The 15,049-nt window shown below is 74.5% G+C and carries 12 protein-coding genes, 1 pseudogene and 1 riboswitch; of the genes and pseudogenes, 2 read left to right on the plus strand and 11 right to left on the minus strand.

The window, feature by feature from the left end; all coding sequences use genetic code 11:
• The first annotated feature begins 62 nt into the window (after positions 1–62).
• Positions 63–1,148 (plus strand): amidohydrolase family protein, encoded by a 1,086-nt coding sequence (locus AMK26_RS06305; RefSeq protein ID WP_073753107.1) that lies wholly within the window; start codon positions 63–65, stop codon positions 1,146–1,148.
• On the opposite strand, the gene AMK26_RS06310 is transcribed toward AMK26_RS06305, so the two are convergent.
• Together AMK26_RS06310 and AMK26_RS06315 are read right to left on the minus strand one after the other, a co-directional pair.
• A complete protein-coding gene (locus tag AMK26_RS06310) occupies positions 1,145–1,714 on the minus strand; it encodes a GNAT family N-acetyltransferase (RefSeq protein ID WP_073752752.1) in 570 nt (189 codons plus the stop codon). The genes AMK26_RS06305 and AMK26_RS06310 overlap by 4 nt on opposite strands.
• On the minus strand, positions 1,701–3,803 hold the full coding sequence (locus AMK26_RS06315; protein ID WP_073752754.1) for a penicillin acylase family protein: 2,103 nt from the start codon (positions 3,801–3,803) through the stop codon (positions 1,701–1,703). The genes AMK26_RS06310 and AMK26_RS06315 overlap by 14 nt, the downstream gene beginning before the upstream one ends.
• A 335-nt stretch (positions 3,804–4,138) precedes the next feature.
• Here AMK26_RS06315 and AMK26_RS06320 point away from each other — a divergent pair, with 335 nt between their 5' ends.
• Positions 4,139–5,080 carry an SCO1860 family LAETG-anchored protein gene (locus tag AMK26_RS06320; protein ID WP_073752756.1) on the plus strand — a complete coding sequence of 314 codons (942 nt, stop codon included), beginning with the start codon at positions 4,139–4,141 and terminating at the stop codon, positions 5,078–5,080.
• 99 nt (positions 5,081–5,179) lie between these two features.
• On the opposite strand, the gene cobC is transcribed toward AMK26_RS06320, so the two are convergent.
• From cobC to AMK26_RS06360, 9 genes and pseudogenes are all read right to left on the minus strand, one after another.
• The gene (cobC, locus tag AMK26_RS06325) at positions 5,180–6,235 is read right to left on the minus strand and encodes an Rv2231c family pyridoxal phosphate-dependent protein CobC (protein ID WP_241837798.1); all 1,056 of its coding nucleotides are present in this window, start codon (positions 6,233–6,235) and stop codon (positions 5,180–5,182) included.
• 108 nt (positions 6,236–6,343) lie between these two features.
• Positions 6,344–6,784 (minus strand): annotated as a pseudogene (locus tag AMK26_RS37610) (cobalamin biosynthesis protein); the annotation flags it as partial.
• Positions 6,730–8,067 carry a cobyrinate a,c-diamide synthase gene (locus AMK26_RS06330; RefSeq protein WP_073752758.1) on the minus strand — a complete coding sequence of 446 codons (1,338 nt, stop codon included), beginning with the start codon at positions 8,065–8,067 and terminating at the stop codon, positions 6,730–6,732. The pseudogene AMK26_RS37610 and the gene AMK26_RS06330, both read right to left, overlap by 55 nt.
• Positions 8,061–8,669, minus strand: coding sequence for a cob(I)yrinic acid a,c-diamide adenosyltransferase (gene cobO, locus AMK26_RS06335; protein ID WP_073752760.1), 609 nt, complete (start codon positions 8,667–8,669; stop codon positions 8,061–8,063). Before cobO ends, AMK26_RS06330 begins: the two co-directional genes overlap by 7 nt.
• Complete coding sequence (locus tag AMK26_RS06340) at positions 8,669–10,681, minus strand: putative cobaltochelatase (protein WP_073752762.1); 2,013 nt, start codon at positions 10,679–10,681, stop codon at positions 8,669–8,671. The genes cobO and AMK26_RS06340 overlap by 1 nt, the downstream gene beginning before the upstream one ends.
• Entirely contained in the window at positions 10,678–12,192 is a 1,515-nt protein-coding gene (locus tag AMK26_RS06345; RefSeq protein ID WP_073752764.1) for a cobyric acid synthase, read from the minus strand. Before AMK26_RS06345 ends, AMK26_RS06340 begins: the two co-directional genes overlap by 4 nt.
• On the minus strand, positions 12,189–13,142 hold the full coding sequence (locus AMK26_RS06350) for a cobalamin biosynthesis protein (protein ID WP_073752766.1): 954 nt from the start codon (positions 13,140–13,142) through the stop codon (positions 12,189–12,191). Before AMK26_RS06350 ends, AMK26_RS06345 begins: the two co-directional genes overlap by 4 nt.
• A gap of 132 nt (positions 13,143–13,274) precedes the next feature.
• A riboswitch (cobalamin riboswitch) is annotated at positions 13,275–13,360 on the minus strand.
• Positions 13,361–13,518: 158 nt separating this feature from the next.
• The gene (locus AMK26_RS06355) at positions 13,519–13,740 is read right to left on the minus strand and encodes a hypothetical protein (protein WP_073752768.1); all 222 of its coding nucleotides are present in this window, start codon (positions 13,738–13,740) and stop codon (positions 13,519–13,521) included.
• A 12-nt stretch (positions 13,741–13,752) separates the two neighbouring features.
• Positions 13,753–15,033, minus strand: a complete 1,281-nt coding sequence (locus AMK26_RS06360; RefSeq protein WP_073752769.1) for an inorganic phosphate transporter — start codon at positions 15,031–15,033, stop codon at positions 13,753–13,755.
• Between the last annotated feature and the right edge of the window lie 16 nt (positions 15,034–15,049).

Consider the following 15,049-nt stretch of genomic DNA (forward strand, 5'->3'; position numbering starts at 1 on the left):
CTTCTCGCTTCACGTACGGACTGCTTCGCCGAGGGTACTTCCGCCCTCGTAGAGTGCTGGACATGAGCGTGGTGCTGCATGTGACGGGGCGGGTACTGGCGGGCCCGGACGACGTACGCGACGAGCTGTGGGTGGTCGACGGGCGGGTCACCTACGACCGGCCGTCCGCCGCGCGGGACGTCAGGACGGTGACGGGCTGGGCGCTGCCCGGACTGGTCGACGCGCACTGCCATGTCGGGCTCGACGCCCACGGGGCCGTCGACGAGGCCACCAGCGAGAAGCAGGCGCTCACCGACCGGGACGCCGGCACGCTGCTGATCCGCGACGCCGGGTCCCCGGCGGACACCCGCTGGATCGACGACCGCGACGACCTGCCGAAGATCATCCGCGCGGGCCGCCACATCGCCCGCACCCGCCGCTACATCCGCAACTACGCCCACGAGATCGAGCCCGCCGACCTCGTCGCGTACGTCGGACGCGAGGCCCGCCGCGGCGACGGCTGGGTCAAGCTCGTCGGCGACTGGCTCGACCGGGGCACCGGCGACCTGGGCGCCTGCTGGCCGCGCGCCGAGGTGGAGGCGGCCATCGCGGAGGCGCACCGGCTCGGCGCGCGCGTCACCGCCCACTGCTTCGCCGAGGAGTCGCTGGCCGACCTCGTCGAGGCCGGGATCGACTGCGTCGAGCACGCCACGGGCCTGACCGAGGACACCATCCCGCTGTTCGCCGAGCGCGGCGTGGCGATCGTGCCGACGCTCGTCAACATCGCCACGTTCCCGAAGCTCGCGGACGGCGGAGAGGCCAAGTTCCCGCGCTGGGCCGACCACATGCGGCGGCTGCACGCGCGCCGGTACGACACCGTGCGCGCCGCGTACGACGCGGGCATCCCCGTCTTCGTCGGCACCGACGCGGGCGGCTCGCTGGCGCACGGCCTGGTCGCCGCCGAGGTCGCCGAACTGGTCAGGGCCGGCATTCCGCCCCTGCAAGCCCTGTCGGCGACGACATGGGGGGCCAGGGCCTGGCTGGGGCGGCCCGCCCTGGAGGAGGGCGCCCCGGCCGACCTGGTGGTCTACGACGAGGACCCGCGCGCGGACGTCCGCGTGCTCGCGGCGCCGCGGCGGGTGGTCCTGCGCGGCCGCGTCATCGACTAGCGGGTGAAGAAGAGCAGCCGCGCGCGCTTCTCCGCGATGTGGACCTCCGGCAGCACGACCTCCGGCAGGACCACCTCCGGCCCCGGCTCGAAGCCGTTGCGGACGAGCAGCGCGATCGCCTTGTCGTTCGCGGCGTCGGGCTCGGCGACGATCCGGTCGCGGCCGCCGCTCAGCGCGAACCGGGTCAGCACGCCCAGCAGGTGCGAGGAGAACCCGCGCCGGGGCGTGTCGGCCGGCGCGATCAGCAGGTGCACGCCGATGTCGCCCGGCCGGGCCTCGTAGCACTCGCTGACCCGGTCGGCCCCGGGCTCGTACGTCTGGAACAGCGCGACCGGCTCACCGTCCCGGTGCACCAGGTAGCCGTGGTGCGTGGTGAGGGAGTCCAGGTGCGCGTAGATCTCCCGTACGTCGTCGACGGTGGTCTCCCGCATGCCCCAGAACCGGGCCCGGTCCTCGCTGACCCAGCCGTGCAGCAGCTCGGCGTCCCGGTCCGGGTCGACGCGGACGATACGGACCGTCCCGAAACCGTCGACGGTCTGCTCGTACACGCACTCAGCGGTGGTCATGGTGTTCCTCGTGCTCCTCGGTGAGCTGGTTCCAGTCGGTGATGACGGGGGCGAGCCCGCCCCGTAGCCACAGGGGCAGCTGGTCGCGCCGGTGCGGGTCGCCGGGGACGCCCGAGGCGCCGAAGGGCACCACCCACAGGCTGTCCTCGCGCCGGGCCAGGTCCCAGACGTAGCGGGCGGCCGGGCCGCGGGCGCTGCGGTCGGTGAGGCCGGGTACGGACGACGTGGACAGGACGCAGTCGTGGTCGCCGTCGAGGCCCGGCCAGTCGGCGTCGTGCTCGGGGTCGGGGCCGGGGTCGGGCAGCGCCGCCCAGGGCGCCAGGCGGTGCGTGGCGCCCCAGGGCTGTGCGGGGGGAGCGGCGGCCACCTCCTCCAGGGCGGCGCGGACCGCGGCCAGCCGGTCGGCCTCCGGTACCGGTCCGCCCGTCAGCAGCGTCTCCAGGGCGTAGGCGACCCGCGGCACCAGGGCCAGCCAGGGCTGGAACAGCGCGGGGTACGCGGGCGGTTCGGCCAGCACGGCGAGCGCCGGGTGCTGGGCGAGGCGGCGCACGACCGCGCCGCGTACGGCCGCGAACAGCGCCGCGTCCGTGCTGTCGGCCGTCATGCGGCGGTTCCAGCACAGCAGCCGGTCGCGTACCTCGCGGGCCTCCAGGCCCAGGTCGGGCTGGGCGGCGACGAGGGCCAGCAGGGGCCGCGCGGAGGCCAGGTGGGTGTCCGTGTGGACGGCCGCCATGTCGGGGGCGGTCCAGCCCTTCCGCTCGTTCAGCAGGTGGGCGATACGGTTCGCCCGGTGCGGGGCGGCGAACTCGACGCCGAGCGGGGAGGCGAGGCCGCGCGCGTTCGCCATCACCGCCACGTCGGCGACCGGTTCGCGGGGCATCGGGTCGTGGTGGCCGGTCCACTCGTGGCCGGGCTCCCAGGCGGGGACGACGCGCAGCCGGTTGTCGCGGTGGCGCAGCGGGACGTGACCGGCGACCCGGTGGAGGGTGCCGCCCTCGGTGTCGGCGGCCTGGACGACGTTGACGGGCTCCACCCAGCGGTCGAACGCCCGGTCCACGTCGGTGACGGTACGGGCCGCGAGCAGCGCGGGCAGGGTGGCGAAACCGAGCTCGTGGGTGACGCGCGGCGGGTAGCGGAGGCTGATCACGGCGTCCGGCTCGTCGATGATCACCGGCCCGCGCTCGGTCTCGACGACCTCGACGACGACCGGGTCGCCGCCCTTGACCTCGACGGTCTCGGTGTGGACGCGGGCGGGCGCCCAGCCGTCCGGGCCCAGCGCCTCGACGCCGCCGTCCCCGTCCCCGTCCCCGTCCCCGCCTTCGTCGGTGCGCCGCAGCCGCTCGCGGTACAGGTCCTGGTAGTCGGCCATGGCGTTGGTGATCGCCCACGCGACCGTGCCGGTGTGCCCGAAGTGGGCGAGGCCGGGTACGCCGGGCACGGCGAGCCCGACCACGTCGAACTCGGGGCAGGCCAGCCGGATCTGCTGGTAGACGCCGGGCGCCTCGATGAACCGGTGCGGATCGCCCGCGATGAGTGCCGCGCCGGTGGCGGTGCGCTCGCCGGTCACCAGCCAGCCGTTGCTGCCGGAGGTGCCGGGGCCGTCGGTGGCGAACAGCTCGGCGTGCTCCTCGCCGAGGTGCCGGACGACGTGGTCGCGCCACAGCTTGGTGGGGAAGCCCGCGAAGAGGATGTGCGTCGACAGCCACACGGCGAGCGGCGTCCACGGCTCCCACCGGCCGGGGGCGAGTCCGGTGGCGGCGAACTCGGGCGAGCGGCGGGCGCCGCGCGTCAGCCCGTCGTTGACGCCGTCCACGTACGCGCACACCCAGGTACGGGTCGGCTCGTCCAGCGCGTCGAAGCAGCGGCGGGCGGTGTCGGCCAGCCGGGAGCGGCGGGCGAAGACGTCCCAGCCGACGGCCTCGGGGCCCAGGAAGGCGGCGGTGGTGCCCTGGGCACGGTGCCGCTCGACCTCCAGCTGCCAGGCGCGGTCCAGGGCGGTGGTGCGGCCCTGCGCGTGGGCGAGTTCGTGCGCGTCGGCGGCGCGGAGATGCGGGATGCCCCAGGTGTCCCGGTAGACCTCGATGCTCACTCTTGTCCCGATCTCTTTAGGTTAGGCTGCCCTAACTTAAAGCACGGTCGTGCCAGAAGCAATCCGGGGGTGGTGTTGACGCCCCGTGACGGCCGGGGCCCTCCCCTCGTTGACCATTTTTGCCGTTCTCCCGCAACGGCTGGGATTTCGGCGAACGCCCGTGCCGAAAGATTCGAATATGGGAACGGAAAGCCCACTTTGGGGTGAACTCACGTCAGGCATACGTCGGTTCACTCTCCGTGCGTAAAGATTCCGGTGTCCCACGTCGCCGCCGCCCATGTGTCCCCATGGGCAGGGGTCGGCGACGCCATGTCTCCTGTGGGGGTTCCACCACCGTGAACAGCAACACCGTGCGCCTGCCCGCCCGCCTGCCCGCGGCGCGCCGCCGCGCCCTCTCCACCGCCGCGGCCGCCGTGGCGCTCGCCGCCGGGCCCGCGCTCCTCGCCGCGCCCATGGCGCACGCCACCGGCGGGGGAGAGGGGCGCGCGAGCGCGGTCGTCCTGCGTACCGACCTGGACGTGTCCCTGCTCGACAAGACCGTGCACGTGCCGCTCAAGGCCACGCTCAACGAGGTCCAGGCCCCCGCGAGCGCCCGGAAGACCGCGCTCACCGTCACCCTGGACGGCGTCGAGCAGGGCAGGCCGGTCAGCGTCCTCACGGCCGACGTCGCCACCGCGAAGGCCACCGCCGACGCGCGCCGCGCGGAAGGGCACACCAACCTCGCCCACGCCACGCTGCACGTCCCCGGGCTGCCGCTGCTGTCGCTGATCGAGGTCGAGAAGGTCACCTCCCGCGCGGTCTGCGAGGCCGGCGAGCAACCGGTCGCCGAGGCGAACCTGCTCGGCCGCGTCACCGTCCTCGGCAAGCGCGTGACGCTCACGGCCGGCGGCCCGACGAAGGTCGACGTCCCGGGCGTCGGCGAGGTGACGCTCGACCTGTCCACGACCCGCACCACCTCCCGCACCGCCGCCGCCACGGCCCTGGCGCTCACGGTGTCGGTGAACCCTTTGAAGGCCAACGTCGCGGACGTCACCGGCACGGTCACCCTCGCCGAGGCCACCTGCGAGTCCCCCACGGCCCCGCCGAAGCCCGCCGAGGCCAGGTCCGCCGGCGTACAGCCCCAATCGGCCGGAGAACCGCAGCAGGCCAACCTCGCCGAAACCGGCGGCAGTTCCCTCACCCCGTACCTGGCCGGCGGCTCCCTCGCCCTCCTCACCGCCGGCGCGGCCACCTTCGCCCTCACCCGCCGCGCCCGCACGACCCGCGAGCGCGGCTGACACTCGGGCGCCCCGCTCCCGGGTGCCGGGCGCCCCGGCCCACGCGTGAACGGGCCGGGGCGCCCGGCACACCGTCCTGGGCGCCCCACCATGGTTCCGTCAGCGGCCCACAGCCACCAGCGCCTGGTCCAGGGCCTGGAGGAACCGGTTCGTCGTCACGCGGTCCCGGACGGCGAGCCGGAGCCACTGGGGGCCCAGCCCCGGGAACGTGTCGCCGCGCCGGGCCGCGAAGCCCAGCGACCGCAGCCGCTCCCGTACCACGTCCGCGCCCTCCATGCGGACCAGCACGAACGGCCCCTCCGCCGCCGTCACCGCCCGCACCTCGTCGAACTCCGCCAGCCCCGCCAGCAGATGCGCACGCTCCACCGCGATCCGGTGCGCCGCCAGTTCCGCCTCCGCCAGCGCCGCCCGCGACATGCACGCCTCGGCGGCCGCGAGCGCCGGCGTGGACACCGGCCACAGCGGCTGCGCCCGCTCCAGGGCCGTCACCGTGCCCGGATCGGCCAGCACGTAGCCGATCCGCAGCCCGGCCAGGCCCCACGTCTTGGTGAGGCTGCGCAGCACCACCAGACCCGGCACGTCCGTCCGCCCCGCCAGCGCCTCCCGCTCACCGGGCACCGCGTCCATGAACGCCTCGTCGACCACCAGCGTCCGCCCCGGGCGGGCCAGCCGCGCCAGCAGCGCGGCCGGATGCAGCACCGACGTCGGGTTCGTCGGATTGCCGACCACCACCAGGTCGGCGTCCTCCGGGACCGCCTCCGGATCCAGCCGGAACCCGTCCTCCTCGCGCAGCACCACCCGCCGCACCTCGTGCCCCGCGTCCCGCAGCGCCGCCTCCGGCTCCGTGAACTGCGGGTGCACCACCACCGGCCGCCGCACCGGCAGCGCCCGCGCCAGCAGCACGAACGCCTCCGCCGCGCCCGCCGTCAGCAGCACCCGCTCGGCCGGCAGATCGTGCCGCGCCGCGACGGCGGCCCGCGCGGCCCGCCCGTCCGGATAGGCGGCGAGCCCGGTCAGCGAAGCGGCGATGCGCTCCCGCAGCCAGTCGGGCGGGGTGTTCGTCCGGACGTTGACCGCGAGATCGGTCAGCTTCTCGTCCCGGACCTCCGCGTCACCGTGGTGCCGCAGATCGTGAGTGTCGGTGTGCGTATACATGGCCGCCAGCGTGTGGGTGAAGTGGGGGGTGGGGGACGGGAGGCCTACGGCCTCCCGGTAGCGCTCCATGACCAGGGTCTAACACTCCGGTGTCTCCCCAGCGATGTACCCGTGACCCACATTCAACAACCGCCTGCGCGCCACCGCACATGTCACCCGCCCCTTCCCCGACTTCCGCTTCGGTACGAGGAGTTCGCCCCCGCCCGCCAGCGCCGCCGCCTCCGCCACCGACGGCGTCCCCGCCACCGCCCCGACCACCTCCGACGGGTGCGGCACGGCGACCAGCGCCAACTCGCGTGCCGCGTACGTACGCAACGGCACGCCCAGCCGCGCCGCCACCGCGACGATCCCCGCCTCGCCCGCCTTGGCGTCCACCGTCGCCAACTCGCCCACCTCGGACACGGAAAGCCCCGCCTCCCGCAGCGTCTCCTCGATCAGCCCGAGCACCGCCGAGGCGGACACGCCCCGCCCGGCCCCCACACCGACCACCAGCGTCACCGCGCGCAGTACTCCACGAACCGCCGCGCCGTCTCCGGCACGGCCGCCCAGTGCGTATGCACGTAACTCGCGTGCACACCACCCTGTACGAAGCCCTCCACCCGGCGCTCCGGCTGCCGCAGCCCCCACGCGGCCACCGGCCCCGCGCCCGGCTCGATCACCGTGCGGTGGAACTCGTGCCCCCGCATCCGCGTCCCGGCCGCCGCCAGCGGACTGTCGCTCACGGCCACCGCGTCCCGGTAGCCGAGCGTCAGCCGCTGCGACATCCGCGCGTCCGCGTCCAGGACACCGCACATCGGCTGCCCGTCCAGCGAGCGCGCCAGGTACAGCAGTCCGGCGCACTCGGCGGCGACGGGTGCCCCGGACGCGGCCAGCTCGGCGACCGCCTTCCGCAGCCGTGCGTTGGCCGACAGCTCGGCCCCGTACATCTCGGGGAACCCGCCGCCGATCACCAGCCCGCTCGTCCCCTCGGGCAGCTCCTCGTCCCGCAACGGGTCGAAGGCCACGACCTGAGCGCCCGCCGCCGTCAGCAACTCGGCGTGCTCGGCGTACGAGAACGTGAACGCGGCACCCCCCGCGACAGCCACGACCGGCCGCCCCGCCACGGGCTCGATCACCGGCTCCCACGCCTCCGCGCGCAACTCCGGCGCCGACCGCGCCAGCGCCAGCAGCCCCTCCAGGTCGCACCCCGCCCGCACCTGCTCCGCCTGCGCCGCCACCGCGTCCACCGCCGCCGCCTGCCGCTCGGCGACCGGGACCAGCCCCAGGTGCCGCGACGGCGTCGACACGGCAGGCGCCCGCCGCAGCACGCCCAGCACCGGCACGCCCGACTCGCCCAGCGCCTCGCGCAGCAGGTGCTCGTGCCGGTCGGTGGCCACCTTGTTGAGGATCACCCCGCCGATCCGCACCTCCGGGTCCCAGGACGCGAACCCGTGCACCAGCGCCGCCACCGACCGCGACTGCGACGAGGCGTCCACCACCAGCACCACCGGTGCCTTCAGCAACTTGGCCACCTGTGCCGTGGACGCCAGCTCACCCTGGTCGGCGGCGCCGTCGTACAGCCCCATCACGCCCTCGACGACCGCCAGGTCGCACCCGCGCGCGCCATGCGCGAAGAGCGGCGCGACCAGGCCCGTACCGCACATGTACGCGTCGAGGTTGCGGCCCGGGCGGCCGGTGGCGAGCGCGTGGTAGCCCGGGTCGATGTAGTCGGGGCCCACCTTGTGCGGGGACACCGCGAGACCACGGCCGGCGAACGCGGCCATCAGGCCGGTCGCGACCGTGGTCTTGCCCGCGCCCGACGACGGCGCGGCGATGACGAGACGTGCTACCACTCGATGCCCCGCTGGCCCTTCTGACCCGCGTCCATCGGGTGCTTGACCTTCGACATGTCGGTGACCAGATCGGCGAAGTCCAGCAGCTCCTGCGGCGCGTTGCGACCGGTGATCACCACGTGCTGCTGGCCGGGCCGGTTCTTCAGCACCTCGACGACCTCGGCGGTGTCGATCCACCCCCAGTGCAGCAGGTACGCGAACTCGTCGAGGACGTAGAACTTGTACTTCTCCTCGGCGAGGTCACGCTTGACCTGCTCCCAGCCCTCGCGCGCCTTGTCCTCGTGCGACTGCTCTCCGTCCTTGGGGTCGCGCTGGATCCAGGACCAGCCCTCGCCCATCTTGTTCCAGGTCACGGTCCCGCCCTTGCCGGTCTCGCCGAGCGCCTTGAGGGCGTTCTCCTCGCCGACCTTCCACTTGGCGGACTTGACGAACTGGAACACCCCGATCGGCCAGCCCTGGTTCCAGGCACGCAGCGCCATCCCGAAGGCGGCGGTCGACTTTCCCTTGCCGACGCCCGTGTGCACCATCACCAGCGCGCGGTTGCGGCGCTGGCGGGTGGTGAGTCCGTCGTCCGGTACGACGGTCGGCTGTCCCTGCGGCATTAAGCGGCCCTCCCAGTAGTTGCCCGGGCGTCCCTCACGAGACCCGCGATCGAGTCCGCCCGAAGCTCGTCGAGTGTGACGGCGGTGCCGCCGAGGTTGCGGGCCAGCTCGGCGGCCAGCCCCAGTCGTACCGGCCCGGTCTCGCAGTCCACGACCACGGACGCGGTGCCCTCCGCGGCGTGCAGGCCGGCCGCCCGCGCGGCCAGCGCCACGGGCTCCGGCCCGCCGGTCGCCCGGCCGTCGGTGACGACGACCAGCAGCGGGCGGCGCGCCGGGTCGCGCAGCCGCTCCACGCGCAGCACGTCATGGGCCTTCAGCAGCCCGGCCGCCAGCGGCGTGCGCCCACCCGTGGGCAGCAGCTCCAGGCGGGCGGCGGCCGCGTCGACCGACGACGTGGGCGGCAGGGCGAGATCCGCCGACGAGCCCCGGAACGTCACCAGCCCCACCTTGTCGCGCCGCTGGTACGCGTCCAGCAGCAGCGACAGCACCGCGCCCTTCACCGCGCCCATCCGCTGCCGGGCCGCCATCGAACCGGACGCGTCCACCGCGAACAGCACCAGGTTCCCCTCGCGCCCCTCGCGCGTCGCCTGGCGCAGATCGTCACGCCGTACGACCAGCCCGGGACCCGACCGGCCGCGCGCCCGCTGGTGCGGGGCGGCCGCCTGCACGGTCGCCGCGAGGTGCAGCTTCGTCAGCGTGCCCTGCGGCCGCCGCGCCCCGGTCGTCCTGCCGTGTTCGGTACGCGCGCGGGAACGGCGCCCCGCCGCGCCCTCGCCCAGGCCCGGCACGCTCAGCACCTTCGCACGGAACGGCTCGGCGGCCTTGACGGGCGCCTGCTCGGGCGCACCGCCGCCGGCTCCGGGCGCCGGAGCCGGGCTTTCCTCCGGAGCAGCCTCCGGCTCCCCGCCCTGCGGCGGCACGCCACCGCCGCCCCCACCGCCGGGGCCGCCACCGTCAGGCCCCGGATCGGGGTCGTCGTCCCCGTTCCCGTCCCCGCCGCCGAACTCCTCCAGCGTCTCGTCCAGCTTGTCCTGGTCCAGCCCCGGCGCGTCGAACGGGTTGCGCCTGCGCCGGTGCGGCAGCGCCAGCAGCGCCGCCTGCCGTACGTCGTCGGACGTGACCTCCGTACGCCCCGCCCACGCGGCCAGCGCCGTCGCCGTACGCGCCATCACGATGTCGGCGCGCATGCCGTCCACCTCGAACGCCGCGCACGTCGCCGCGATCTGCCGCAGCGCCGCGTCCCCCAGCGTCACGGCGGGCAGCAGCGCCCGCGCGGCCACGATCCGCTCCCGCAGCGCGGCCTCCTCACCGGCCCACCGCGCCGCGAAGCCGGCCGGGTCGTCGTCGTACGCCAGGCGCCGCCGCACCACCTCGACCCGCTGGTCGGGCTCCCGCGAGGCGGCCACCTCCACGGTCAGCCCGAACCGGTCCAGCAACTGAGGCCGCAGCTCGCCTTCCTCCGGGTTCATCGTCCCCACCAGCAGGAACCGCGCGGCATGCCGTACGGAGACGCCTTCGCGCTCCACGTACGAGGCACCCATGGCGGCCGCGTCGAGCAGCAGGTCCACCAGGTGGTCGTGGAGCAGGTTGACCTCGTCGACGTAGAGCACGCCCCGGTGCGCGTCGGCCAGCAGGCCCGGCTCGAACGCCTTCACGCCGTCCGCGAGCGCCCGCTCGATGTCCAGCGCGCCGACGAGCCGGTCCTCGGAGGCGCCGACGGGCAGCTCGACCATGCGGGCCGGCCGGCTCACCGCCTGGTGCACGGTGTGCGGCCCGTCCGGGCAGGCGGGGTCCGGGGAGCCGGGCGCGCAGGAGAAGCGGCAGCCCGGGACGACGTCGACGTCCGGCATCAGGGCCGCGAGGGCGCGGACGGCCGTCGACTTGGCGGTGCCCTTCTCCCCGCGTACGAGGACACCGCCGACGGCCGGGGACACCGCGTTCAGCAGCAGCCCGAGCCGCAGGTCGTCCATGCCGACGATCGCGGTGAAGGGGTAGTGCGGTGTGGCGCTCATGAAGGTGCTCCGGGTGCGATGAAGGGAAGTCCTGTGGGCGGGCCCTGCTCGATGAGTTTCCAGAGCGCGTCGGTGTCCGCGTGTTCCTCGATCAGGTCGCCGAGCCGGTCCAGCTGCTCCTCGCGCAGCGCGCCGAACGACGTGTCGGGCGCCGGTACGAACCGTCTGCCGGCCGCCCGCGCCACATCCGTGAGGAACGCCCGGCGGAAGCCGTCGCTCTCCAGGGAGCCGTGCCAGTGCGTGCCCCACACGGCCCCGACGCGGCACCCGTCCAGGAACGGCTCGCCGCCCAGCACGTCCGCGACGCCGTGGTGGATCTCGTACCCCTCGACCCGCTCGCCGAGGGCCTCGCCCACGGGGCGGGCGAGGGTCTTCTCGGGTGCGAAACGCACCCGTACCGGCAGCAGCCCGAGGGCCGGGACCTCACCGGCCTTGGACTCGACCTCGTCGTCGATGTGCTCGCCCAGCACCTGGAACCCGCCGCAGATGCCGAGCACCGGGCGGCCTTCGGCGGCCCGCCGGGCCAGGGCGTCGGCCAGGCCCCGCTCGCGCAGCCACGCCAGCGCCTTGACCGTGCCGCGCGTGCCGGGCACCACGACCAGGTCCGCGTCGACCAGCTCTTCCGGGCGGTCCACGAAACGCACGACCACACCGGGCTCGGCCGCCAGCGCGTCGACGTCGGTGAAGTTGGACATCAGCGGCACGGCGCAGACGGCGACCCGCAGCACGTCCTCGCCGACCGGCGGCGCGACGACCGACTCGCGCACCGCGCCCCGCAGCGAGACCCGCAGCCCGTCCTCCTCGTCGATGCCGAGCCCGTGGGCGTACGGCAGGACACCGAAGGTCCGGCGGCCGGTCAGGCCCAGCAGCATGTCCAGGCCGGGCTCCAGCAGCGTCACATCGCCCCGGAACTTGTTCACCAGGTAGCCCGCCACCAGCTCCTGGTCCTCGGGCGCCAGCAGCGCCGTCGTACCGAAGAACTGGGCGAAGACCCCGCCCCGGTCGATGTCACCGACCACGACGACGGGGAAGCGCGCGGCCCGCGCGATGCCCATGTTGACGATGTCGTTGCGGCGCAGGTTGATCTCGGCCGGGCTGCCCGCGCCCTCGCAGATGACCGCGTCGTACGTGCTCCGCAGCTCCTCCAGGCACTCCACCACCGTGCCGAGCAGCGCCTGCTGCCGGCCGCCGTGGTAGCCGCGCGCGCTCAGCTCGCCCACCGGCTTGCCCATCAGGACGACCTGGCTGGAGCGGTCGCTGCCCGGCTTGAGCAGCACCGGGTTCATCAGCGCGGTCGGCTCCACCCGCGCCGCCTGCGCCTGCATGGCCTGCGCGCGCCCGATCTCCGCGCCCTCGCGCGTCACGAACGAGTTGAGGGACATGTTCTGCCCCTTGAACGGCGCGACCCTCACGCCCTGCCGCACCAGCCAGCGGCAGATCCCGGCCGTGACGACGCTCTTGCCCGCGTCGGACGTGGTGCCCGCGACGAGCAGCCCCCCACCCTTGCTCATGTACGCCTCCGCTTGATCGCTCCGTACGCCAGCCGACCGCCCACGCACACCGCCAGCGCCAGCCCGCTCACCCGGCGCGACAACCGCACCGCCCGCTCGATGTCCGCCACCTCGACGGCCCGCCCCTCCCCGTTGAGCACGGGCCGGTGCTCGACGCGGCCGCCGTACGACAGCGTCCCGCCGAGCCGTACGCCCAGCGCGCCCGCGAACGACGCCTCGACCGGGCCGGCGTTAGGGCTCGGGTGCTTGGCGGCGTCGGCCCGCCAGGCCCGTACCGCGCCGCGCGGGTTCCCGCCCGCGACCGTCGCCAGGGTGGCCGTCAGGCGGGCGCCGGGCCAGCCGGCCACGTCGTCGAGGCGGGCGGACGCCCAGCCGAAGCGGCGGTACTTCGGGGACTTGTGCCCGACCATCGCGTCCAGGGTGTTCACCGCCCGGAAGCCGACCAGCCCCGGTACGCCGCCGATCGCGCCCCACACGAGGGCGCCGACGACGGCGTCGGAGGTGTTCTCGGCGACCGACTCGACGACCGCGCGGGCGATACCGGGGCCGTCCAGGGCCTGCGGGTCGCGCCCGCACAGGTGCGGCAGCCGCTCCCGGGCCACCTCCAGGTCACCGGCGGCCAGCGCGCCCCCGATGGCGCGGGCCTCGCGGCCCAGCGACGTACCGCCGACGACGGCCCACACGGAGGCGGCGGTCAGCGCGACGGAAAGGGCGCCGCCCCGGTTCCGTACCGCCCGGGCGGCGAGCGCTGCCGCCCCGGCCGCGCCCCCGGCGCACACCAGGGCGTGCAGCGCGCCCCAGGCGCGGTGGTCGCGCCACAACGCGCCCTCCACACCGGCGGCGGCGCGCCCGAAGGTGGCCACGGGGTGCCCACGGCGGGGATCGGCGAGGATCAGATCGGCGGCGAGCCCAGCGGTGGCGCCGTACGCGAAGACATGGTCACTGCGCATCGGATCAGTCCGCCGATACGCCTCGCCGACCTCTGGGGCACAAGGGTTTCCGTACAGCTGACTGCAGGCAGCCGGGCATGGGCGATGTCCTCACTCAGGGTCCGCGCCCTGGCTCGACGTGACCGGCGACGAGAGTTCCTGACTCATCCGGCGGCCGCCTCGCTGGGCGGGCCGGACTCACAGTGGCGGGACCGCGCCGGATTCGCACCGGCTTCCTCTCCTGCCGCCGTAATGGCCCCGGCAGTCCACCACGCGCCGCGAACGCCCGTCAACTCGCCGTTGACCTGCGACGGGAGGTTGTGCTGAGGCACACACCGGCGCACGACGGCGCCCCCGGAACGGAAACCGTTCCGGGGGCGCCTCACGCGTTTGCGGATCAGGTGACGATCAGGAAGATCCCGTACGCCACGGCCGCCGCGCAGAGCGCGAAGCACGCGTACGCGCCGGTGCGGGCCAGGGCGGCGGAGCCGCCGTTCGCGGAGGCCGTCTCCTGCTTGGAGAGGCCGACGATGCCGAGGGTGAACAGGCCCACCAGTGCGACGGTGGCCAGGAGGCTGACCCCGAAGACGGAGCCGAGAGCTGCCCAGTCGATCTTCATGCTGTTCTTTCCTTACACCGTGGCGGCGGGAGCCGGGGCGGTGGACGCCGGGGTGGCCTCGCCGGCCGGAGCCGGGATGGTGGCCTTGAGGTCGTGGTCGTGGTCGTGGTCGTCGGCGGCGACGGTGCCGGCCGGCGGCGGGGTGACGGCCGCGATCGCGGCCGTCACGACACCGGCGGGCTCGCCCTCCGGCTCCACGTCGTTGACGTTGGTGTGGTCGACGACCTGGCGGCGCGAGATGAACCAGATGGCGGCGCAGGAGGCGACCAGGAAGACCACGACGGCGGCGACGCCCCAGTCACCCTGCCGGGTGACGAGCTCGGAGCCGGCGGCGACCAGGCCCGCGGCCGGGAGGGTCAGGCCCCAGGCGACGAACATCCGGGTGGCCGTGGACCAGCGGACCACGCCGCCCTTGCGGCCGAGGCCCGCGCCCATCACGGCGCCGGAGCAGGAGTGCGTCGTCGAGAGCGAGAAGCCCAGGTTGGAGGAGGCGAGGATGACGGCCGCCGCGCTGGTCTGGGCGGCGAAGCCCTGCTGCGGCTGGAGGTCGGTGAGGCCCTTGCCCATGGTGCGGATGATGCGCCAGCCGCCCAGGTAGGTGCCGAGCGCGATGGCCACACCGGCGGAGACGATCACCCAGACCGGCGGGTTGGAGCCGGGGGCGAGGGCGCCGGCGGCGACCAGGGCCAGGGTGATGATGCCCATGGTCTTCTGCGCGTCGTTGGTGCCGTGGGCGAGGGAGACCAGACCGGCGGAGGCGATCTGGCCGGCGCGGTAGCCCTTGCGGCCGGTCTTCTCGTCGATGTTCGCGCCGGCCTTGTACGTCAGGCGGGCGGCGAGCATCGCGGCGAGGCCGGCGACCAGGGGCGCGGCGACGGCCGGGATCAGGACCTTGGTGACGACGACGCCGCCGTTGACGCCGCCCAGGCCGACGGAGGCGATGGTGGCGCCGACGAGGCCGCCCATCAGGGCGTGGGAGGAGCTGGAGGGCAGGCCGACCAGCCAGGTCAGCAGGTTCCACAGAATCGCGCCGACGAGCGCCGCGAAGATCACTTCGGGTTGGATGCCCTCTTCGTTGACGAGCCCGCTGGAGATCGTCTTGGCGACCTCGACGGAGAGGAAGGCGCCGACCAGGTTGAGCACGGCGGACATGGCCACCGCCGTCTTGGGCTTCATCGCGCCGGTCGAGATGGTGGTCGCCATCGCGTTGGCGGTGTCATGGAAACCGTTCGTGAAATCGAACACGAGAGCTGTCACGACCACAATGGCGAGCAGCAGCGTGATGTGTTCCATTTACCCAGGCAATCGT

It is taken from the genome of Streptomyces sp. CB03234, assembly GCF_001905885.1.
Lineage (GTDB): Bacteria > Actinomycetota > Actinomycetes > Streptomycetales > Streptomycetaceae > Streptomyces.